The following is a 22,311-nucleotide window of genomic DNA, read 5'->3' on the forward strand; positions in this document are numbered from 1 at the left end:
TGAAAGTATGTGTATATTTTTTTGTAACTGAGTGTGTGGTCTAACAATATTGTAATATTTAACTCGTATAAAAATTATTTATAAAAAATAAAAATTGTGCTATATTTTAAATGTTATATGAATATAGAAAAGTGATGTGAACACATGTCAAAGAAGCTAGTAAATAAAATATTAACGATAATGAAAGTTTTATTTGCACTTTCATTATTTATATTTGTTGCTTTTACTTTATATAAAGAACTAACAAATATAAATTTAAAAGAAACGATTCATTCTATAAAAGATATTAATAGTGTATGGTTGGTTGTGCTTTTTTTGAGTGGTGGTCTAGCTATACTGGTATTATCAATGTATGATGTGATTTTAGCTAAAGCATTACACTTGAAGATATCTTTAGTTAAAACTGTACGTATAGGATATATTGTAAATGCTTTGAACGCAGTATTGGGCTTTGGAGGATTCATAGGAGCGAGTGTAAGATTTTTATTATATAAAGATACTACAGAAGATAAAAAAGCATTACTGCATACTATTTCTATTGTTTTAATCTCCATGTTGACGGGTTTAAGTATGCTTTCTATTTTAGTAGTATTTCATGTGTTTGATGTTAGACATGTATTTAGTCCGTTCCCTTGGGTTAGATGGTTAATGTATGTTGTTGCGTTGTTTTTGCCTATTTTTATTTTTATTACAATTTGGAAACCAGTAAATAAAGAAAGTAAATTGACTGGAATTTATTGCACCATTGTTTCTAGTATTGAATGGATGATTGCTGCTGCAGTATTATATATGGCATTATTAATTGTTGGTATACAGGTGCATTTCTCTGTATTTATGGGAATATTTATCATTGGTGCATTATCAGGGTTAATCAGTTTTATTCCTGGAGGATTTGGTACATTTGATTTGGTACTATTACTAGGATTGAAAAGTTTAAATATTCCAGAAGAAAAAATTATTTTAGCTTTATTGCTATACAGGTTTGCTTATTACTTATTTCCTGTTTTAATTGCCCTTATTCTCTCAACGTTTGAATTTAGAAATACGGCGAAACGTTATTTGGATGATTCTAAAATTATGATACCTGTGAAAGATATGTCATCACTTTTAGCATCTTATCAAAAAGATATCTTAACTAGGATACCAGCATTTTCCATTGCATTGTTACTTTTATTTACGAGTGCTTTATTTTTCTTTAATAACATTACAATAATTTATGATGGGTTATATAGTAATAACCATGCGTTTTATTATATTATCGCTTCTATTCATACATGTGCATGTCTATTACTATTATTAAATGTGATAGGTGTATATCATTTATCTAAGAGAGCACTTTTGTTTGCAATTTGTTCAATCATTATCATATTTAGTGTCACTGTTTATACTTATCCTTCTTTGGTACTTTTAGGTTGGTTAATTACTATGTTTGTAATGCTCGCTGTATTTTATAGAAGTGCACGTGTCATAAAGCGTCCGTTTAGATATACGAAACTATTGTCTAGTGTAATTATTGGGGCTCTTGTGTTATTCATTAATCATGTGTTTATAAAAAATACATTTTATACTTTAGATATTTATCATATAGAAGTAGATACGTCTCTTTTAAGATATTATTTTTGGTTCACGATTATTACAGTAGCAATTATAGTCAGTATTGTTGTGTGGTGGTTTGAAGCAAGATTCAAATCTGCAGGCAGTGGTCAAAAACTAGAACAATGTGAAACGATTATTCAGAAATTTGGGGGAAATTATTTAAGTCATCTCATATACAGTGGTGATAAGAAGTTTTTCTTTAATGAACAACAAGACGCATTTGTGATGTATCGTTATAAGGGGAATGCATATATTGTTTTAGGTGACCCCATTGGAAATAGTGCTTCGTTCCATGAGTTGCTCGAAAGATTTTATAATGAAGCTCAATATTTAGGTTACGACATTATTTTCTATCAAGTCACTGATAAATATATGTCAATTTATCATGATTTTGGAAATCAGTTTTTTAAATTAGGCGAAGAAGCCATTATTGATTTATCAACTTTCACTACTTCAGGTAAAAAGAAGCGTGGTTTACGTGCTACTTTAAATAAGTTAGATGATTTGGGGTGTACTTTTGAGATATTAGAACCTCCTTTTTCAAAAAACGTTTTTGATGAATTAAAACAAATAAGCGATGATTGGTTATCAGGCTCTACAGAAATGCAATTTTCAGTAGGACATTTTAGTGAACATTATATATCGAAGGCGCCGATCGGAGTTATTAAAGATAAAGAGAATGCTATAATTGGTTTTTGTACATTTATGCCTGTTAATGATAATTCAACTGTGTCTATTGATTTAATACGTTGGAAATCGGATACCTCCTTACCTCTGATGGATAGTTTATATCTTCATATGCTGTTATGGGCTAAGGCAAATGAGTATCAATACTTTAATATGGGTATGGCTACACTGTCCAATGTGGGTAAAGTACCTTTTTCTTTTTATAGAGAAAGACTTGCAGGTAGAGTATTTGAGCATTTCAATGGATTATATAGATTTCAAGGATTAAGACGTTATAAAGAAAAGTTTAATCCCAATTGGCAGCCAAGGTTCTTAGTGTATCGTAAAGATAACTCATTATGGGTAAGTATGACAAAAGTCATGCGTGTAATTAGAAAAAAATAATAAAACAAAACAACCAACAATCCCGTTAATGATTGTTGGTTGTTTTTTGGAGTTATAGTTTTTAATGGTTTTTGTAGTTAACGCCGGAGAAGTTATTAACTACTTTTTAATAAACTAACGATATGCTTTCTAAATATCATTTTGACTCTAACTATATTTATGAATTTCTAGTTACCCTTTGTTCAAGGTGTATTTATAATATATCATCATTAGAAAACGCTTTCAACATCATGGTATCATCTTATTTGAATAAAAATTAACATTTTATATAGTTGGTTTCTTTTTGAAATATAATTGTGCTTTTACACTGTAGTAACATTAGCTTTTTGAATTATTTTCATTTGTTATATTATTAATATACATTTAAAATTTCAATATAATGTAGTAATATGTAAATATTAATGTTTGCAGAGTGAACAATGGGGTGGGGAAATGAAAAAAGTTATAATTAGTTTGGTAATCGTGATGCTTTTAGTTGCGTTAACACTCTCAATTAAATCGTTATATGATAACATACATACAAATTACAAAGGTTCAAATCAATCTGCTCAAAACGAAAAATTTAAACAGGAGAAAAAGACCAAGTATAAATTGCCTAAGATCAATGTTTTGTCACAACAATTCAGTGAAAATTTTATGAATAGTGATGTAAGAAATCATTATATGCACATTTCTAAAGGCATGGACAAACACAAAGTTGAAACATACTTTGGTGATAGTGAAAAAACAATACAAATTGCTAATATGAAAGCACATAAATATGGTGACATGGCATTTTTATTCAAAAATAATAAAGTTCAACGAATTTTTGTTGTACCTGATAATGTTACTATCGAATCATTTTCGCAAGTACATGGTTATAGAATACACAATAATCACAATGGTACGATGATATACGATGATAATCCATCCAATCATTTCTCTGTTAAAGTATATTTTGATTCAAATAAAAAGGTGAAGGCAATAGAGAATATAGATCAAGTGTCTACTATAAAATAAGTTTATAATGTGAGAAAATAAAAATTTTATTATCAGCATAAAGGGCTTATCCGAACTACTGGATGGGTCTTTTTTATTTGAATTTTACGATATAACAGAAATATATTTTAAAACATAATGAGGTAAGCGCTAAATAAAAATTTGTATAAGTACGAATTTAATATAACTGATTTCAACTGTTTATATAATTATTTAATAGAAAAGTTAACGTCAATTTTTTGATCATAAAATAAAAAATTATTTATACTGCTGATTTGATTACTATAAATTATCGTTTTCGTGTTATATAAATAAATTAAAAAAATATAGGATATTAAATATTACAATAATTAAATTTTCAAATAAACTATCAAAATGTAAATGATTATGATAATATGAAAACGGTTACAAAAATAGAGGTGATTTTTATAGTTACAATTAAAGAAGTAGCTAAGTTAGCTGGTTGTTCAGTAGCAACGGTATCTAGAGTGATAAATAATAATGGATATGTCAAAGCTCAAACAAAAATACAAATTGAACGTGCGATTCATGAGCTTAACTATCAACCTAATGAAGCAGCACGTACATTATATAAACGTAAGTCAAAAATGATTGGCTTATTATTACCAGATATCAGTAATCCTTTTTTTACACTTATAGCAAGAGGTGTTGAAGATATAGCGCTTGCGCACGGTTTTCAAGTTTTAATTGGAAATAGTGACAACGATGTTGATAAGGCGAAAGAGTATTTATTCACTTTCAATGCTTATAATTGTGTAGGTGTTATTGCAACAGCATTTGCTGATGATCAAATTGAAAAGTTATTAGTGTCACAAGGTATTCATTATGTATTTGTAGATCGTGTTGAAAATGAAGGTAATGGTATTTCTATGAATCATTTTGAAGGCGGACAATTACAAGCTCGACTTGTGTTAGAAGGTAAACCAAAAAATATTTTGATCCTCCATTTAGATTTGAATATACGGGCATTTAAATTAAGGACAGATGGTATTAAACAAGAATTGAATAACTATAATGTGAGCTATTATGATTGCTCAGCAGAAACATTAAATAATAAAAGTGCATTTATTTCATTAATTAAAGATTTACAGATTGATAGTATTATATGCAGCAATGATGTACTGGCAATTGAAACGATGGGCCTTATTCAACAATTTCAATTGAAAGTTCCCGAGGATATTCAAATTGTGGGCTATGATAATATACCTTTTTCTACAATGACGTTTCCTCAAATTGCAACTATTGATCAGTCCGCATATTTTTTAGGGCAGCAAGCGGTATCAATTTTATTAAAGTTAAATAAAAATTCTATAATTGAACAACAAGATAATAGGTTAAAGTTATCAATTAAACGCAGAAATAGTATTAGATTTAAGTAGTAATGTGTAACGGGTTACATAAAATAAGATTTAACGAGAGGGGATTTAAATGTATAAAACTGGTATTTTAAATAGCGAAATTTCTAAAGTGCTTAGTGATTTAGGTCATACAGATACAATTATCATAGCTGATTGTGGACTGCCGGTACCAGATGGTGTTAAAAAAATAGATTTAGCATTAACTTTTGGACATCCATCATTTGAAGAAGTATTTAATGTAGTTAAAGAACATATGGCAATTGAACAGCTTACTATTGCAAATGAAATGATAAAACAAAATAGTGAGTTATATGTGAAATTATTAGCTGAAAATATTGATATGGTCACGGAATCTCATGAAACTTTAAAAATGTATAGTAAGGAAGCTAAAGCAATTATAAGAACAGGTGAAGCGACACCTTACGCTAATGTAATTTTATCTAGTGGTGTTTTATTTTAAGGGGTGAAAAATATGATAACAATGAATCAAATATATAAGTCATTTGGTCAAAACGATGTTTTAAGAGGTGTTGATTTTGAAATCAATGATGCAGAAGTACATGCGTTAATGGGTGAAAATGGAGCTGGTAAGAGTACGCTTATGAAAATATTAACTGGCGTATATAATGCGGATAGTGGTAATGTTTTAGAAAATGTTCAGCCGATACACTTTAAAAATACAATAGATGCTGAACAAAATGGTGTGTCGTTTATTCAGCAAGAGTTAAATATTTGGCCTAATCTTACAGTACTTGAAAATTTGTTTTTAGGAAAAGAAGAAACAAAATTTTTTGGCATTGTTGATAATAAAAAAATGAAACAACGTGCTTTGTCCATTTTTAAAAAGCTAAATATTGAAATCGATTTAAATCGTATGGCAGGCACTTTATCCGTTGGTATGCAACAGATGCTTGAAATCAGTAAAGCATTAATGGAAAAATCAAAAATAATTATCATGGACGAACCTACTGCAGCCTTAACAAATAATGAAATAGATATATTATTTGAACAAATTAAAAATTTAAAAAAAGATGGCGTTTCTTTTGTATATATTTCTCATAGAATGGAAGAAATTTTTACAATTTCAGATCGTATTACAGTTATGAGAGATGGTCGTTCGATTTTAACTAAGGAAACACAAAATACGACACATGATGAAATAGTAAAATCTATGATTGGTAGAGATTTAGATAATCAATACCCTGTTAGACAATATCATCAAGAAGATGTTGTGCTTACTGTTGAAAATTTAGATTCAGATGAACATCATTTAAAGGATATACATTTTGATTTACATAAAGGAGAAATACTTGGCTTTAGTGGTTTGATGGGTGCGGGTCGTTCAGAAATTATGAGAGTACTCTTTGGATTAGATAAAGGGAATAAAACGGTAAAACTAAATAATCAACAATTACAAATTCAAAATCCTAATCAATCTATTTCACAAGGTTTAGCTTTTATTACAGAAAATAGAAAAGAAGAAGGGTTAGTTTTACAAGATTCAATTTTAGAAAATATTACTTTACCAGCTTTAAAAAGCTTTTCAAGCTCTGGATTTTTAACACAACATGCTATGGAACAATATTCCGAACAGATGATTCAGCGTTTAAATATTAAAGGCAAAATAGGAGATATATGTGGCACTTTATCTGGTGGTAATCAACAAAAAGTTGTTTTGGCTAAATGGATTGCGACTGCACCACATGTATTAATATTAGATGAACCAACACGTGGCATCGATGTAGGTGCTAAACGAGAAATATATCAATTGATGCATGAATTAACGGACCGAGGTATGTCTATTATTATGATTTCATCAGAATTACCAGAAATTATAGGCATGAGTGATAGAGTCGCAGTTGTACATGAAGGTTCCATTGCAGGCATATTAGAAGATTCAGCTATCACGGAAGCGCGTATTATGACTTTAGCTACAGGAGGAAAATTAAATGAAGCAGTCTAAATTATCATTTTCTTATTCGTATTTAGAAAAAATTATACCTTTTATTGGTTTAATATTATTAGTTGTTATTATCAGTGTATTAAATAGTGCTTTTTTAGAGCCTTCTAATTTATTTAATTTATTAAGACAGGTTTCAATTAATGGTTTAATTGCATTTGGCATGACTTTCGTAATATTAACTGGAGGTATTGATTTATCAGTAGGATCGACACTTGCCTTATCTAGTGCATTTGTTGCGATTTTAATGGTTTCTGGTATGGATTCTATTGTAGCTTTATTTATAGGTTGCATATTTGGGGCGGTATTGGGTGCTATAAATGGCTTGCTCATCACGATAGGTAAAATGGCGCCTTTTATTGCGACATTAGCTACAATGACCGTATTTAGAGGGCTAACACTTGTTATTACAGATGGAAATCCTATTACAAATTTAAATGGTAGTTATGCATTTCAATTATTTGGTAGAGGCTACTTTTTAGGTATTCCAGTACCAGCTGTCACGATGTTTATTACATTTATCATATTATATATTCTACTGCACAAAACTGTATTTGGTAGACAGACTTATGCTATGGGTGGTAATGAAAAAGCGGCATTTATTTCAGGGATTAAGGTCAATAAAATTAAAATAATGATTTATAGTTTAGCCGGCTTAATGTCAGCTATGGCAGGATCAATTTTAACTTCACGTTTAAATTCGGCACAACCAACTGCAGGGATGTCCTATGAATTAGATGCTATTGCAGCAGTAGTTCTTGGCGGTACTTCGCTTACAGGTGGTAAAGGACGTATAGTTGGGACGTTAATTGGTGTGTTAATTATCGGTGTTTTGAACAATGGCTTAAATTTATTAGGTGTATCTTCATTTTACCAACAAGTGGTTAAAGGTGTCGTGATTATCATTGCAGTACTTATAGATAGAAAAAACAAATAACAGGGGGTGTTGGTATTGAAAAAGCTTTTTATAACTGTAATAGCTATATTATTATTTTTAACAGGTTGTTCACTAGAATCACCTATAGAAAAAAATGACAATGGTAAAGTAGATAAGAAAAAATCTGAGGTTGTTATTGGTGTGAGTATTTCTACATTAAATAACCCTTTCTTTGTGAAAATTAAAGATGGTATTGAAAAAGAAGCGAAGAAACAAGGTGTCAAAGTTAAGTTTGCAGATGCTCAAGATGATGCAGCGAAACAAGCTAATGATATTGATGATTTAATTCAACAAAAAGTAGATTACTTGATTGTAAACCCGACAGATTCTGATGCGATATCAGGTAGTATTCAAATCGCAAATGATGAGGCAATACCAGTCATTACATTAGATAGAGATGTAGCTAAAGGGGATGTTGCTTCATTTATAGCATCGGATAATATCAAAGGCGGTGAGATGGGAGGTAAACTCATTGTTGATGAATTAGGTAAAGATGCGAAAGTAGCTGAACTTGAAGGTGTCCCAGGTGCCAGTGCTACACGTGAACGTGGTAAAGGTTTCCATAACGTCGCAGATCAATCACTTGATGTAGTTTCCAAACAAAGTGCTAAGTTTAATAGAACAGAAGGTCTAAATGTGACACAAAATATTATTCAAGCTCATCCTGATATACAAGCTATTTTTGCTCAAAATGATGAAATGGCATTAGGTGCTGTAGAAGCGATAGGAAATAAAGACATTAAAGTCGTTGGTTTCGATGGTAATGAAGATGCGATTAAATCTGTTGAAAAAGGTAAGTTATTTGCTACAGTGGCGCAACAACCTAATTTGATGGGTGAAGAAAGTGTTAAAACGATAATGGATTTATATAATGGTAAAAAGGTTGAGAAAAAGAATAAAATTCCTTTAGAAATGAAGCGGCAGTAATTTATGTTAAAGTGCGAGTAATAAATAAAAACCGGATGCAAAAGCACCGGTTTTTTTGTTTACTTATATTTTTGACGTTCTTGTTGTTCTTGAGCATATCGTTCGGGGTTTTTCTTATAAAAATCTTGGTGTTCTGCTTCAGCCTCATAAAATGTAGAAGCGGGTAATATTTTTGTAACAATAGCTTTTTCTTTGTCTATGGTTTGTTTTAATTGTGCTACATAATCTTCAGCTACTGCTTTTTGATCTTCGTTTGTATAAAAAATTGCTGTTTTATATTGTGATCCTCTATCTTGGAATTGTCCTCCTTCATCAGTTGGATCTATTACAGAAAAGAATATTTCTAATAATTTATTGTATGAAAATAGAGCGACATCATACTCTATTTCAACTGTTTCATAATGCCCGGTGTCACCCGTCTTAACTTCTTCATACGACGGATTATCTTTATGACCTCCCATGTAACCAGAAGTCACTTTCTCAATCCCTTCAAATGTGTCGAAAGGCTTGACCATACACCAAAAGCAACCTCCAGCGAAGTATGCTTTATTTATATTCATGTTTAACATCCTTTCCATATTAGACCTTAGTACCATATATTAAGATATTACTTGATTTTTATTCAGTTTTTATATAACTTTAATATATGTTAATTATAGTACATAGCAGTGCAATTTTGAAGATATAAGGTTGATTACATATGAATGAACATAAACACAGAAGTAAAGAAAGCACAAACACAGAAGAACAACCGACGATGCGTAGGACAAAAAAGAAAAAATTAAAAAAATTTCCAATTGTAATTTTAATTATTGTAATTATTTTAGCCATTATTGTTGGCTATTCTGTGCATGGTTATAAATCAGGTATTGAATACGCAAAAGATCAGGGCAAAACGCTCAAGCAACACAAATTTAACGGTGCTAAAAAAAATGATGGAAAAATCACAATTATGGTTTTAGGTGCAGATAAAGAGCAAGGTGGTATTTCTAGAACCGACTCGATTATGATTGCACAGTATGATTATATTCATAAAAAAATGAAGATGATGTCTGTCATGCGAGATATTTATGCAGATATACCGGGTAATGGTCAACATAAAATTAATTCTGCTTATTCTATCGGTGGACCTGAACTATTGCGACAAACATTAAAGAAAAATTTAGGTATAGACCCTGAGTATTATGCAATTCTTGATTTTACTGGTTTTGAAAAAATGATTGATGAATTGGAACCTAATGGTGTTCCAATTGATGTTGAAAAAGATATGTCTAAAAATATAGGTGTGTCACTGAAGAAAGGTCATCATCGATTAAATGGTAAAGAATTATTAGGGTATGCTAGATTTAGACATGATGAAGAAGGCGATTTCGGTCGTGTAAGACGTCAGCAACAAGTCATGCAATCACTTAAACAAGAATTAGCGAGTTTGGATACGCTACCTAAATTACCTCGAGTTGCGGGTATTTTGAGAGGTTATTTAAATACAAATATGCCAGATTCTGCACTCATTCAAACTGGTTTGAATTTTGGAATACGTGGTGATAAAAAGGTAGATTCTATTACTTTACCTATACAAAACACTTATCAAGATATCCAATCACCAATGGATGGTAGTGCGTTAGAAATCGATAAAGCCAAAAATAAAAAGGAAGTACAGAAATTTTTGAATGAATAACGAGTTTAGTGAATTCATTTAAATGAGAATGGAATACAAATTTCACGCTATAAGGACTAATCCGTATGCCAATGATATGCTCCCTTCAAAGTAGACACTTAAAAATGTAAACTTTGAAGGGAGTTTTTTTATGACTCATAGAAAATTATCACCTGAAACTTATCAAAAAGCTTTCAGCTTATATGAAGAAGGATATAGTATGAAAAATGTAATTCAAAAATTAAATTTAAATTGTTCTCCTAGAACATTATTGATTAACTATTATAAATTTAAGAAGCATGGAATAAAGGTGCTTTTACCAATTCAGAGAAATAATACCTACTCAAATGAATTTAAGCTTAAAGTTGTGCACGAATATATAAATGATGGCCTATCTTTAACTGATTTAGTAGTTAAATATAATATCCCCACTACTTCAACTGTAAACAAATGGATTTCAAAGTATTTATCGGGTAAAATATTAAAAACATATTCTCCAAAACCCGAGGTGTATCAATTGAAATATAAATCATTAACATTTGAAGATCGTGTGGAAATCGTTGATTATTATATGAATCATGGTCAATCGTATAAGACAACAGCAAATCATTTTAACATCAATTATAGCCAAGTATATAACTGGGTAAAAAAGTACAACTTGCATGGGTATGATGGGCTTAAAGATGGACGTGGAAAAGGGAAACCCCAGTCTGTATTAACACCTGAAGAGGCATTAAAAGCTGAAATTAAGATACTTAAAGAGAAAAATAAATTTCTTCAAATGGAAAATGACGTTTTAAAAAAGGAAGAAGAAATAGAAAGGAAGTTGATGAAACAGGCATCAGACAAAAAGCATCATACCAAACGGTAAAAGCATTTAAAAACCTTTATCCGATAGCTTGGTTATGTTCAGTATTAAAGATATCACGTTCAAGTTACTATAAATGGTTACATCGCAAACCATCAAATAAAGAAATTGAAAACCAAAAATTGATCAAAGATATCGTTGATATCTACAATAAATACAAAGGCATATATGGATATCGTCGTATATACATATATTTAAGACTTAAACTACATCAAAAAGTAAATCATAAACGTGTCTATAGATTGATGAATCAACTTAATCTAAAATCTACTATCCGCCCTAAAAGAAAACGATATATTAAAACAACACCTGAAATTACAGCACATAATATATTAAATAGAAAATTTGAAGAACAAATCCCAAATAAAAAATGGTTAACTGACGTTACAGAATTCAAACTCAGCAATGGTAAAAAACTTTACTTAAGTGCTATTTATGACTTAGGCAGCAAACAGATTATCAGTCATAAATTAAGTACCTCAAATAACAATAAATTTGTATTAGATACGCTCAAAAAAGCAGTCAAACTTGTGCCGAATACCGAAGGTATACTCTTGCATAGCGACAGAGGATATCAATATACAAGCAGATTATTTAAAGTTACGTTAGAGCAACTTGGTATAAAACAAAGTATGTCACGACCAGGATGTTGCATAGATAATGGACCTATGGAAGGTGTATGGGGAACTATTAAAAGTGAATTGTTTAGAGGAAGAAAAAAAGTGATTTTTAAAGACAAGGCTACAGCAATAAAAGCAATTAATTCATATATAGAATTTTTTAATCAAGAAAGAATAACATTAAAAATGGCTACCCTTATATCGTAAATATAAGGTAGCCATAAACATTTTGTTTTTTTCACTGTCTACTTGACAGGGTGCAGTTCACAATGGATTAGTCCTTATTTATTTTGAATGTTGCGATTTTGATTGTGCAGTTTGCCTAGGAATATGATTCGTGCCTATAGCCTCTTTTGCATATTAGTTTCCTCGGGTGTCAGCAAATTACCCAATTGCTTTAATGATGTAGTTGAAACAATTTTATATGCCTACGCATGATACGTTTCTCTAAGCATACCATTCATGTATAGTTAGATTTGGCAAAAGTAAAAAAACATCAATATCTATATGATGCAATAGATATTGATGTTTATGTTCGTATGTAAATTATTGTTGATCTGATTTTCTAATTCCTGCAACGCCATAATGAGAAGTTTTCATTTCTTCTATTACAACTTGTATAGCTTCTTTGTTTGCGCCTGTTGTTTTCTCTACTGCATTAGTAACTTCTGTGACTAAATTTTTTAGTTGTTCATCAGAGCGACCTTCTAACAATTTTACATTTACTATTGGCATTTAAATCCCACCTTAATCTATTTTTATATATTATAGCATGAAAATTCACAAAATTATAAAAATAATAATAAGAACAAACGTTCTTATTTAAGTTGAAATAGAACGTTTGTTCTTGTATAATATAAGTGATTAGGGGAGGAATGTCATATGTATGAATTTTATGATTACAATCTGCTAGAGGAAAGAGATATATTGTGTATTGATCAGAAAAGTTTTTTTGCAAGTGTTTCTTGTATACAAAAAGGGCTAGATCCAATGAAAGAAAAGTTAGCAGTTGTTGCAGATACTAAGAGACAGGGATCAGTTGTATTAGCTGCTACGGGTCCACTAAAAGCTATAGGTATTAAAACAGGATCGAGATTATTCGAAATTCCTCATAGAAATGATATATATATTATCAATCCAAGCATGAGAAAATATTTGGAAGTTTCAGTAGCAATCTCTAAAATTGCTTTACGCTATGTCGCTCCGGAAGACTTACATCAATATAGCATTGATGAGTTCTTTATGGATGTAACAAATAGTTATCACAGATTTAGTAGTACAATTCAATCTTTTTGCAAAAAGCTACAATATGAAATTCTAGAAGAAACTGGTATACATTGTTCAATAGGAATTGGTTCAAATATGTTATTGAGTAAAGTTGCAATGGATATAGAAGCAAAACATACTAATAGTTTTATTGCTGAATGGAGATATCAAGATGTGCCACACAAACTTTGGCCTATTTCACCATTGAGTAAATTTTGGGGAATTAGTAAAAAAACAGAAACAAAAATGAATAAACGCGGTATTTTTACTATAGGAGATCTAGCGCATTATCCATATCAATATTTAAAAAGGGATTTTGGTACAGTAGGTGTGGATTTACACTTACATGCGAATGGTATTGATCAAAGTAGAATAAGAGACAAGTATAGTGTAGTTAATCCCTCGATTTGTAAAAGTCAAATATTGATGCGTGATTATCGTTATGAGGAAGCTAAAGTAGTGATGCAGGAGTTAATTGAGGATGTAGCGAGTCGTGTTAGAGCAAGAAATAAATTAGCTAAGACGATACATTTTTCATTTGGTTATAGTGATCATGGAGGGGTGCATAAGCAATACACATTAGAGGATCCAACTAATTTAGAAGGTACGATTTTCAAGGTGGTAGAATCTTTAGCTGACAAATTATGTGATTCAACAATGCTATATAGAACGGTGAGCATTTCACTCACACAGTTTATAGATGAGCGAAATACACAATTGAATTTATTTATAGATGAATACGAAAGAAAAAGAAATGAAAAATTGGCCAAAACGATTGACGCGTTACATCAAAAATTTGGTAAGGGTATCGTATCTAAAGCAATCTCTTATACAGACGCAGGTACAAAACATGGGCGTTTAGGGCTTATGGCAGGCCATAAAATGTGAAAAGGAATAATGATAAACTAAAGATTTAAAGTAGTTATAAATTAACTTCATTATCAATATGTGGAACGGGTATCATTTTAAATAAGCTTATATGGGGTGGCCCGTTCCAAAAATAATTATTAAATCAAATTGAGTGAGCGTTTAACGACACAATTTAAATCATATATCTATAACATCATTAACGAATTGTCTTGTCTATACTACGTAAGGTTAAAATAAACACACACCCACCAAACTGTAAATATAATATCAGCATAAGAAGCATGTATAAAATAATAGGGTGCACATGCTTACTATGAATTATTTGAAAAAACATGATGTCTAGATAATAACAAAGCATAAATCGTATCTAGGTGCGGTGTCGTTAATTTATACTTTCGCGCTTGTCGATATAGAAAACCTTGTATTCCATCGATTTCTAATGGAGTATTTGCAAGTACATCATAATACATGCTTGTTCCCATATCATCTGGATAACCTTGATAAATTGTCATTATTTCATCAATAACATCCTCAGAAAAATTAATACCAGAGTGTTTAGCTATTATATAACCCTCTTTTAATAGCGATACACATAGCGAATAAATATGAGGTTGTTTGAGTATAGAAGCAGGCTGTATTCCAAGCGCAGTAACTGTATTGATTGCTAGATTAACTAATAGTTTATACCAAATTTCCACTTCAATGTTTTTATGTAACACAAGTGAAAGTCCACTTGAAGCTAATGTTTTTTTCAATGACTCTGTGTTATCATCTTGTTGTAAGTGAAGTATCTCATCTCTAAAGTGAATCACGTGTTGATCAGTCTTTTGACCACTAATATAAGTTACAGCTTGATACATATTTGGGAAAGGGAGCTTAAAGTGTTGTCCATATCCGTTTTGAGCTAATATAACAAGAGTAGTATCTTGAGTTAAATGGTTAATTTGTTTATATAATCCATCTAAGTGTGGGATTTTAACAGCGATGAATATAATATCTAATGGTTCGGTAATGTCCGATGCTGTAACAACATTAAGTGTCATATTTACATTTTTCGAAGGATCTTGATAGATAATGCACGCATTACGTCTACCAATTAAATAGACTTTATGTTCTGTTGCTAAAAGTTGAACTGTGATACAACTACCGACAGCGCCAGGACCAATAATACCTATTTTTTTCATTTATAGTTGACCTCCGTTTATTTAGAAAATAAAATTATAATAGATATGCTTATGATAGTAATAAATAATAAAGTGTTAATCAACTAAAAATGTAAAATTAATTTTTTGAACAGGAGTATAAAACAAATGATAAAAACTATGATGAATGGAAAAATACATCGTGCACGTGTAACAGAAGCTAATCTTAATTATGTAGGAAGTATCACGATAGATCGAAATATTTTAGATGCGGTAGATATATTACCAAATGAGAAAGTTGCAATTGTGAATAATAACAATGGAGAAAGATTAGAAACCTATGTGATTGAAGGAGAACGTAATAGTGGAAAAATATGCCTAAATGGTGCAGCTGCTAGGCTTGTTCAAGTAAATGATATTATTATTATCATGTCTTATGTACAAGTTACAGCAGAAGAAGCATTAAATCATAGTCCAAAAGTTGCACTTATGAATGAAGATAATGAAATTATAGAGATGATACAAGAAGAAGAAGGGAAATTGATAAATTAAATATGTAGCACAGCGTTTGATATATTGGATAGTTTTAATTCAAATGCAATCGACAAAAGAACTAAATGATATGAGCCTAGCGCAAGTTTTATTAGAAAACTTGCGCTAGGCTCATATTTTGTCATATACTAAAACGTTTTTATTTTGACATTGAACTAATTAATATTTAACAGCTTCTAAATAAGTAACTGACTTAAATGTTTTTTCAAGTTTTGCATTTGTGCAAATAAAAATTAAATTAAGCAATTACTTAACACAATCACAATGAAGTTATTAAATTATAAAGATAAGATAAAGTCTATTCAATATAAGTATCAAAGTCGCTTAATGCTTCAGCACCTTTTTTTCGGTCTTCAGGATTTTTAAAGCTAATTCTTAATGCACCATAAATATCTTCACGAACTTCTAATATTCTTAAGTTGCTTATAGAAATATTATGTAAACTTAAGATGTGTGTTACTTGGCTGATCATACCTGGTTTGTCAGGAATATCTACATAAAGATCATACTCTATAGACAGTGCACCTTGTGATTTAAGTGGCAATTCATCTCTATATACTTTTGCGTCATTATAAAAGTCATATAACGCCTCCGGTTTATTTTCTTCAACGAGCGTGATGACATCTTCCATTTGTGATTTCCATTCTTTTAATATATCAACGATGGTATTTTTATTTTCAATGGTAATATCACGCCACATAATTGGACTGCCACTTGCAATTCTTGTAATATCTCTAAAACCTCCAGCAGCAAGTGTCTTAACAAGTGAAGAGTGAGACGCATGGTTTGCATTTAAATGCACGAGACTCGATGCAATGATATGAGGGACATGACTAACAATGCCTGTTACAAAATCATGTTCTTTTGGATTGGTAGCAATAAATTTAGCATTTGTTGTACTAAGTAATAAACGTATTTCATCAAAAGCTTTATCATTTGCAGGTTCATCGTGAACTAAAACATAAAAAGCATTTTCAAATAAATGTTTCTTTGCATTGAGCACACCGGACTTATGGCTACCTGCCATTGGGTGACCACCAATTAAGTGGATATTGTGATTTAAAAGATATTGCTCATATTGCAAAATTGTCAATTTAGTACTGCCAGTATCAGTAACGATGACATTAGGCTTCGTTTGATAGTTTGGTAGTGCTTGTAAATATTTGATTGTTTGTTGCACAGGCGTGGCATAAATAATAATATCTGCATTTTCTACACAGGCTTTATAATCACTAGATTGATAATCAATAATTCCAATAGATAAAGCCTTTTCTAGTTGAGAGCGATCTGCATCATATGCAGTAATTTCAATGTCATTGTGATAATATCTTAAATTACTGGCCAGACTACCACCAATTAAGCCTAAACCTACAAAAAGTATTTGTTTCATTTTGCTGACCACCTCTATCAAAATTTTCAGAATAGTAACATTGTATAGTAGGTGAAGTTAATTCGCAATACGTGTTTCAATTTCTATTTCATAAACAGAATTAACATATAAGGACACGATTTTAAAACACTTTTGGTTCGAAACGATTTAACTAAAACAAAGGCTATATATTTAAAAAGGTTAGTCACTAAGTAACTTTAAATAAATTGAAGAAATTTAAAATAAGAGTTGACAAAATTAAATGATACTTGTATTATTCTAGTTAATTCATTTTGCAACGATAGTTGTCGTTTGAAAGATAAAGTAGCGTATATGATTTGTAGCAAGTAGAAAGCTAATGGCAGATGAAAATTAGCACAACATATATTGTGAATTGGGCTTTTAAACGTGAGGATAATATAATAGCATTTAAAGTGAGCAATGAAATTGTTAACTAAGGTGGCACCACGGTAACGCGTCCTTACAGCATGCGTTAGTGTGGTGTTTTTTTATAAAAAAACAAAATGTAGTAAGTTGTGAATGGTAGCAAGCAGAAAGTTAGTGGTAGATGAAAACTAACACCTACACATACTGAAATTGGGTTTTGTTGGATTAAAATTGCATAATTAAATGAGTGAGTAGATGAGACTGATAATGTCTACTAATTTAGGTGGTACCGCGCATCAGCGTCCTTAATTAATATTTAAGGATGCTGATTTTTTTATGAGGAGGAATAAAAATGAAAGTACAATATCAAAGGATAAATGCTGAAGTAACACCAGAAGCATTGGCAAGATTGAAAAAACGAAAAATAGTATTAGAAAGTACAGAACAATCTAAAGTAAAAGGACGCTATTCAATTGTAATATTTGATGTGTACGGCGCCGTGACTTTAGATAATGAAAATATGGTCATTCAATACAATGATAGACAAAATGAAATAGAAAACGAAGCACCATATGAAAAGTTGAAAGCTTTTATAGATCAATATAAAGCAGAAATAGAAGATAAGGATTTAGCACAATTACCGTTTGTATCAGGATTTGTTGGATCGTGTAGTTTTGACTTGGTAAGACATGAATTTCCTGTATTAAAGCAAATCGATTTAGCTGACCATAAACAACACGATGCTAAATTTTACATGGTAGAGGATGTATATGTATTTGATCATTACAAAGAGCATCTATATGTTATATCCACAAACTTGTTTTCAAATGAAAGTGAAGAACAATTAGCACGCCGTGTCAAACGTCATGTTGATGAGTTACAAGACGTAAATATATATCCTGCACCTATAAAAAATGACACAAAAGCAAAAGCAATTGAGTCAAATATTGCTCCTGATCAATTTAAAAAAACTGTTAGCGAAATGAAATCGCTGATACAACAAGGAGATATGTTTCAAGTTGTACCTTCAATTATATATAAGTACAAACATGATTTTGGAATGAATTTACAACAATTATCTTATCAGCTTTATCAAAATTTAAAGAGACAAAACCCAAGCCCTTATATGTATTATTTGAATTTTGATGAACCGATTATTGTAGGTAGTTCGCCTGAAAGTTTTGTCAAAGTGAAAGGACAAAATGTAGTAACAAACCCAATAGCTGGAACAATAAAACGGGGCACGACTGACAAAGAAGATCTTGAAAATGAAAAACAGTTAATCAACGATGAAAAAGAGATAAGCGAACATAGCATGCTTGTTGATTTAGGTAGAAATGATATTCATAGAGTAAGTGAAATTGCTAGTTCTAAAATTGAAAAATTAATGTCAATAGAACGCTATGAACATGTGATGCATATTGTGAGTGAGGTAACAGGAAAGCTGAAATCAAATTATTCACCGATGACTGTAATCGCAAGTTTATTACCAACGGGTACTGTGTCTGGTGCACCTAAATTAAGAGCGATACAAAGAATATATGAAGCACAACCTCAAAAAAGAGGTGTATACAGTGGTGGTATAGGATATATCAACTGTAATCATGACCTAGATTTTGCCTTAGCGATTCGTACAATGATGATTGATGAAACGTATATCAATGTAGAAGCAGGATGTGGTGTCGTCTATGATTCAATACCTGAAAAAGAATTAGAAGAAACAAAATTAAAAGCCAAAAGTTTATTGGAGGTTACACCATGATATTAGTAGTGGATAATTACGATTCTTTTACGTATAACTTAGTCGATATTGTAGGAAAGACTTCTGATGTAATTATTAAATATCCAGACGATGCAGATATATTTGATTTAGAAATAGATGGTTTGGTTATATCACCTGGCCCTGGACATCCGTTAGATACTAACCATTTACTCAATATTATTGAACATTATAAATATAAACCGATATTAGGTGTATGTCTGGGATCACAAGCATTGACATGTTACCACGGGGGAGATGTTATCCAAAGTAAAAAAATATGTCACGGAAAAAAAGATACAATGCAGATTGTAAGTGAGTCTAAACTATACCAGAATATTACAGAATATTCTGAAATAATGAGGTACCACTCATTGATTAGTGACCCAAAAACGTTACCAGATACACTAAAAATAACTGCTCAAACAAAAGATAGTATTCAATCATTTGAACATATTAATTATTTACATTTTGGTATTCAATACCACCCAGAATCTTTTGCGACAGAATATGGGGAAGCAATCATAAGTAACTTTTTAAATATAGTAGAGGAGGCCAATTATATTGAGTCTACAAAATCATATAAAACAGTATAAACCCCTTAATCAAGCACAAATGAATGAATTTATAGAATTATTGATCACGAATCAATTAGAAATTGATACTAAAAGAGAACTGTTAGAAGCCTTTTCAGAGAGAGAACCTAGTCAAGCAGAATTAACATATATGTCGAAAAGTTTAATAGGGTCTATGTATCCTGAACAACCAACCTATCCTAATAGTATGTGCGTTTGTGGGACTGGTGGAGATAAATCTAATAGCTTTAATATTTCAACAACAGTATCTTTTGTATTGGCTAGTGCAGGTGTACCAGTGATTAAACATGGTAATAGAAGTGTTACGTCAGCTTCAGGGAGTACCGATTTATTAAATGCAATGTGTATTCCAACGCGAAATGTTGAGGAAACAGTAACGCATTTAAAAGCACAAGGGCTTGTTTTTTTAAATGCGACTGAAACATATCCAATTATGAAACATATCCAACCGTTAAGGAAAGCCATTAGTAATCCAACTATTTTTAACGTTACTGGACCACTTATTAATCCGTTCAAATTAGATTATCAAGTGATGGGTGTCTATGAACCTTCACAGTTAAATAAAATTGCTCAAACATTAGCTGATTTAGGTAGAAAGAGAGCAATCGTCTTACATGGAGCCAATGGTATGGATGAAGCTACGTTATCTGGGGAAAACACACTATATGAAGTAACGAAAGATAAATATATTAAATCTTATACTATTAATGCGACGGATGTAGGGTTAGATTATGCACCGAATGCAGATTTAATAGGGGGAACTCCCCAGGAAAATTTAGAAATCACAAAACAAATATTAAATGGTAAAGATCAAAGTGCGAAAAGAGATGTGGTGCTATTGAACGCAGGTATTGCATTATATGTTTCTGAAAAAGCTGCTACCATTCAAGAAGGTGTTCATAAAGCAAAGATGCTGATTAAAAATGGAGATGCGCTCAAACAATACAACAAAATGGGAGGCAAAACGTATGACTATATTGGATGAAATCGTAGTTTATAAAAAGGAATTGTTACAAAGCGGTTATTATACAAAAAAATTATCTGACCTTAAGGAAATAGACATCACGCATAAACAAACGTTTGAATCACAGTTATTACAAGCTGATCAATTATCAGTAATTGCTGAGATAAAATCAAAAAGTCCGACATTATCTGAACTTCCAGGAAGAGATTTAACACAACAAGTTAGGGCGTATGAAGCATTTGGTGCTAATGCAGTTTCAATTTTAACAGACGAACATTATTTTGGCGGAAGTTACGAACGATTACAAACATTGACACAGGTCACAGATTTACCAGTATTGTGTAAAGATTTTGTAGTTGATCCTATTCAAATTGATGTTGCCAAAAAAGCAGGGGCGTCTATTATTTTACTCATTGTAAATGTATTAACCGACAAGCAGTTGAAAGAATTATATGATTACGCGACTTCAAAAAATTTAGAAGTTTTAGTAGAAGTTCATGATAAAGAAGAGTTGGCACGAGCTTACAAGTTGAATCCCAAAATTATTGGTGTAAACAATAGAGATTTAAAACGATTTGTAACAGATGTTTTGCATACCAATGAAATTTTAGAAAATAAAAAAGCAGGTTATTATTATATTTCTGAGAGTGGCATACGTAACCAACAAGATGTGTTAAACATTGTAAACGCAGGTATTGATGGTTTGCTTATTGGTGAATCTTTAATGAAATGTGATGATTTAAGTAAGTTTTTACCAAGTCTTAAGTTAGATAAGGTGAAAGGATGAAATTGAAATTTTGTGGTTTTAAAACACTTGAAGATGTAAATAAGGCAAAAGATTTAAATATTGATGCAATAGGTTTTATTCATTATACCAATAGTAAACGTTATGTGGAAATTGATAAGATACAGGCATTTGCAAATTTAATACCAAAAGATAAAGACAAAGTAGTAATTGTAGTAAATCCAGATCATCAAACAATCAGTCATCTCATAGATAATACAAATATTACTACCATTCAATTACATGGAACAGAAAATTTAGAAACTATCCATTTTATACGTCAGAAAAAAAGTAATATAAAAATTATTAAAGCCTTGCCTGCAAAAAATGCAAATACATTAGCAAAAGACATACAATATTATAAAGATTTTGTTGATCAATTTATAATTGATACACCTTCAATTGCTTACGGTGGTACTGGCCAATCCTATGATTGGGAAATCTTAAAAGATATAAAAAATGTAGATTTTTTAATAGCTGGCGGAATGAATTATAAAAATATTCAAAGTATAAGTAAACTTAATTTAAATCACAATGGTTATGATATTGCAAGTGGTATCGAAACAAATGGTATAAAAGATAGCAATAAAATGCAAGCAATCATAGAACTTGTAAAAGGAGTTAATTAA

General features: G+C 30.8%; 20 protein-coding genes. 16 read left to right on the forward strand and 4 right to left on the reverse strand.

Annotated elements, in window-relative coordinates:
- The first annotated feature begins 144 nt into the window (after positions 1-144).
- The 7 genes from mprF (at position 145) to MUA21_RS05595 (ending at position 8,848) form a co-directional block, all read left to right on the forward strand.
- A complete protein-coding gene (mprF, locus tag MUA21_RS05565) occupies positions 145-2,667 on the forward strand; it encodes a bifunctional lysylphosphatidylglycerol flippase/synthetase MprF (RefSeq protein WP_262562106.1) in 2,523 nt (840 codons plus the stop codon).
- A 432-nt stretch (positions 2,668-3,099) separates the two neighbouring features.
- Positions 3,100-3,666, forward strand: coding sequence for a hypothetical protein (locus MUA21_RS05570; protein WP_262562107.1), 567 nt, complete (start codon positions 3,100-3,102; stop codon positions 3,664-3,666).
- 374 nt (positions 3,667-4,040) lie between these two features.
- A complete protein-coding gene (locus MUA21_RS05575; RefSeq protein WP_262562108.1) occupies positions 4,041-5,045 on the forward strand; it encodes a LacI family DNA-binding transcriptional regulator in 1,005 nt (334 codons plus the stop codon).
- A gap of 49 nt (positions 5,046-5,094) precedes the next feature.
- On the forward strand, positions 5,095-5,484 hold the full coding sequence (gene rbsD, locus MUA21_RS05580) for a D-ribose pyranase (RefSeq protein WP_070658492.1): 390 nt from the start codon (positions 5,095-5,097) through the stop codon (positions 5,482-5,484).
- A 12-nt stretch (positions 5,485-5,496) separates the two neighbouring features.
- A complete protein-coding gene (locus MUA21_RS05585) occupies positions 5,497-6,987 on the forward strand; it encodes a sugar ABC transporter ATP-binding protein (RefSeq protein ID WP_262562109.1) in 1,491 nt (496 codons plus the stop codon).
- Positions 6,974-7,921 carry an ABC transporter permease subunit gene (locus tag MUA21_RS05590; protein WP_046208545.1) on the forward strand — a complete coding sequence of 316 codons (948 nt, stop codon included), beginning with the start codon at positions 6,974-6,976 and terminating at the stop codon, positions 7,919-7,921. Before MUA21_RS05585 ends, MUA21_RS05590 begins: the two co-directional genes overlap by 14 nt.
- A gap of 15 nt (positions 7,922-7,936) precedes the next feature.
- Positions 7,937-8,848 carry a D-ribose ABC transporter substrate-binding protein gene (locus tag MUA21_RS05595; protein ID WP_073342192.1) on the forward strand — a complete coding sequence of 304 codons (912 nt, stop codon included), beginning with the start codon at positions 7,937-7,939 and terminating at the stop codon, positions 8,846-8,848.
- 59 nt (positions 8,849-8,907) lie between these two features.
- Here MUA21_RS05595 and msrA read toward each other — a convergent pair whose 3' ends face one another.
- A complete protein-coding gene (msrA, locus tag MUA21_RS05600; protein WP_107525833.1) occupies positions 8,908-9,408 on the reverse strand; it encodes a peptide-methionine (S)-S-oxide reductase MsrA in 501 nt (166 codons plus the stop codon).
- A gap of 140 nt (positions 9,409-9,548) precedes the next feature.
- On the opposite strand from msrA, the gene MUA21_RS05605 reads away from it, so the two are divergent.
- Together MUA21_RS05605 and MUA21_RS13335 are read left to right on the forward strand one after the other, a co-directional pair.
- Complete coding sequence (locus tag MUA21_RS05605; RefSeq protein WP_103161440.1) at positions 9,549-10,526, forward strand: LCP family protein; 978 nt, start codon at positions 9,549-9,551, stop codon at positions 10,524-10,526.
- A 130-nt stretch (positions 10,527-10,656) separates the two neighbouring features.
- Positions 10,657-12,200 (forward strand): IS3 family transposase gene (locus MUA21_RS13335; protein WP_437129139.1). Its coding sequence is split into 2 segments (ribosomal slippage): positions 10,657-11,331 and positions 11,334-12,200, totalling 1,542 coding nucleotides; the frame shifts between segments, so codons are not numbered across the junction.
- Between the two features lie 339 nt (positions 12,201-12,539).
- Here the strand turns inward: MUA21_RS13335 and thmT are convergent.
- Complete coding sequence (thmT, locus tag MUA21_RS05620) at positions 12,540-12,728, reverse strand: 2-hydroxymuconate tautomerase (protein ID WP_046208325.1); 189 nt, start codon at positions 12,726-12,728, stop codon at positions 12,540-12,542.
- Positions 12,729-12,875: 147 nt separating this feature from the next.
- On the opposite strand from thmT, the gene MUA21_RS05625 reads away from it, so the two are divergent.
- On the forward strand, positions 12,876-14,147 hold the full coding sequence (locus MUA21_RS05625) for a Y-family DNA polymerase (RefSeq protein ID WP_107526219.1): 1,272 nt from the start codon (positions 12,876-12,878) through the stop codon (positions 14,145-14,147).
- A gap of 293 nt (positions 14,148-14,440) precedes the next feature.
- Here the strand turns inward: MUA21_RS05625 and MUA21_RS05630 are convergent, their stop codons facing one another.
- A complete protein-coding gene (locus MUA21_RS05630) occupies positions 14,441-15,313 on the reverse strand; it encodes an oxidoreductase (protein ID WP_262562112.1) in 873 nt (290 codons plus the stop codon).
- A gap of 126 nt (positions 15,314-15,439) precedes the next feature.
- Between MUA21_RS05630 and panD the strand changes: the two genes are divergently transcribed.
- Positions 15,440-15,823: an aspartate 1-decarboxylase gene (gene panD / locus MUA21_RS05635; RefSeq protein ID WP_046208322.1), complete on the forward strand. Its 384-nt coding sequence runs from the start codon at positions 15,440-15,442 to the stop codon at positions 15,821-15,823.
- Positions 15,824-16,121: 298 nt separating this feature from the next.
- Here panD and MUA21_RS05640 read toward each other — a convergent pair whose 3' ends face one another.
- Entirely contained in the window at positions 16,122-17,213 is a 1,092-nt protein-coding gene (locus MUA21_RS05640) for a prephenate dehydrogenase (RefSeq protein ID WP_046208321.1), read from the reverse strand.
- Positions 17,214-17,931: 718 nt separating this feature from the next.
- Between MUA21_RS05640 and MUA21_RS05645 the strand changes: the two genes are divergently transcribed.
- The 5 genes from MUA21_RS05645 to MUA21_RS05665 are packed head-to-tail and all read left to right on the forward strand — an operon-like array spanning position 17,932 to position 22,311.
- A complete protein-coding gene (locus MUA21_RS05645; protein ID WP_073342184.1) occupies positions 17,932-19,341 on the forward strand; it encodes an anthranilate synthase component I in 1,410 nt (469 codons plus the stop codon).
- A complete protein-coding gene (locus MUA21_RS05650; RefSeq protein WP_262562114.1) occupies positions 19,338-19,934 on the forward strand; it encodes an anthranilate synthase component II in 597 nt (198 codons plus the stop codon). Before MUA21_RS05645 ends, MUA21_RS05650 begins: the two co-directional genes overlap by 4 nt.
- Positions 19,903-20,919: an anthranilate phosphoribosyltransferase gene (gene trpD, locus MUA21_RS05655; protein WP_262562115.1), complete on the forward strand. Its 1,017-nt coding sequence runs from the start codon at positions 19,903-19,905 to the stop codon at positions 20,917-20,919. Before MUA21_RS05650 ends, trpD begins: the two co-directional genes overlap by 32 nt.
- Positions 20,903-21,685, forward strand: coding sequence for an indole-3-glycerol phosphate synthase TrpC (gene trpC / locus MUA21_RS05660; protein WP_262562117.1), 783 nt, complete (start codon positions 20,903-20,905; stop codon positions 21,683-21,685). The genes trpD and trpC overlap by 17 nt, the downstream gene beginning before the upstream one ends.
- Positions 21,682-22,311, forward strand: a complete 630-nt coding sequence (locus MUA21_RS05665; RefSeq protein WP_262562119.1) for a phosphoribosylanthranilate isomerase — start codon at positions 21,682-21,684, stop codon at positions 22,309-22,311. The genes trpC and MUA21_RS05665 overlap by 4 nt, the downstream gene beginning before the upstream one ends.

It is taken from the genome of Staphylococcus ureilyticus, assembly GCF_025558845.1.
Lineage (GTDB): Bacteria > Bacillota > Bacilli > Staphylococcales > Staphylococcaceae > Staphylococcus > Staphylococcus ureilyticus.

What these genes read in the sequence shown, in the direction of transcription:
- mprF (WP_262562106.1), top strand. Translation starts at nt 145, where the DNA reads ATGTCAAAGAAGCTAGTAAATAAAATATTAACGATAATGAAAGTTTTA.
- MUA21_RS05570 (WP_262562107.1), top strand. Translation starts at nt 3,100, where the DNA reads ATGAAAAAAGTTATAATTAGTTTGGTAATCGTGATGCTTTTAGTTGCG.
- MUA21_RS05575 (WP_262562108.1), top strand. Translation starts at nt 4,041, where the DNA reads ATGAAAACGGTTACAAAAATAGAGGTGATTTTTATAGTTACAATTAAA.
- rbsD (WP_070658492.1), top strand. Translation starts at nt 5,095, where the DNA reads ATGTATAAAACTGGTATTTTAAATAGCGAAATTTCTAAAGTGCTTAGT.
- MUA21_RS05585 (WP_262562109.1), top strand. Translation starts at nt 5,497, where the DNA reads ATGATAACAATGAATCAAATATATAAGTCATTTGGTCAAAACGATGTT.
- MUA21_RS05590 (WP_046208545.1), top strand. Translation starts at nt 6,974, where the DNA reads ATGAAGCAGTCTAAATTATCATTTTCTTATTCGTATTTAGAAAAAATT.
- msrA (WP_107525833.1), bottom strand. Translation starts at nt 9,408, where the DNA reads ATGAATATAAATAAAGCATACTTCGCTGGAGGTTGCTTTTGGTGTATG.
- MUA21_RS05605 (WP_103161440.1), top strand. Translation starts at nt 9,549, where the DNA reads ATGAATGAACATAAACACAGAAGTAAAGAAAGCACAAACACAGAAGAA.
- thmT (WP_046208325.1), bottom strand. Translation starts at nt 12,728, where the DNA reads ATGCCAATAGTAAATGTAAAATTGTTAGAAGGTCGCTCTGATGAACAA.
- MUA21_RS05625 (WP_107526219.1), top strand. Translation starts at nt 12,876, where the DNA reads ATGTATGAATTTTATGATTACAATCTGCTAGAGGAAAGAGATATATTG.
- MUA21_RS05630 (WP_262562112.1), bottom strand. Translation starts at nt 15,313, where the DNA reads ATGAAAAAAATAGGTATTATTGGTCCTGGCGCTGTCGGTAGTTGTATC.
- panD (WP_046208322.1), top strand. Translation starts at nt 15,440, where the DNA reads ATGATAAAAACTATGATGAATGGAAAAATACATCGTGCACGTGTAACA.
- MUA21_RS05640 (WP_046208321.1), bottom strand. Translation starts at nt 17,213, where the DNA reads ATGAAACAAATACTTTTTGTAGGTTTAGGCTTAATTGGTGGTAGTCTG.
- MUA21_RS05645 (WP_073342184.1), top strand. Translation starts at nt 17,932, where the DNA reads ATGAAAGTACAATATCAAAGGATAAATGCTGAAGTAACACCAGAAGCA.
- MUA21_RS05650 (WP_262562114.1), top strand. Translation starts at nt 19,338, where the DNA reads ATGATATTAGTAGTGGATAATTACGATTCTTTTACGTATAACTTAGTC.
- trpC (WP_262562117.1), top strand. Translation starts at nt 20,903, where the DNA reads ATGACTATATTGGATGAAATCGTAGTTTATAAAAAGGAATTGTTACAA.
- MUA21_RS05665 (WP_262562119.1), top strand. Translation starts at nt 21,682, where the DNA reads ATGAAATTGAAATTTTGTGGTTTTAAAACACTTGAAGATGTAAATAAG.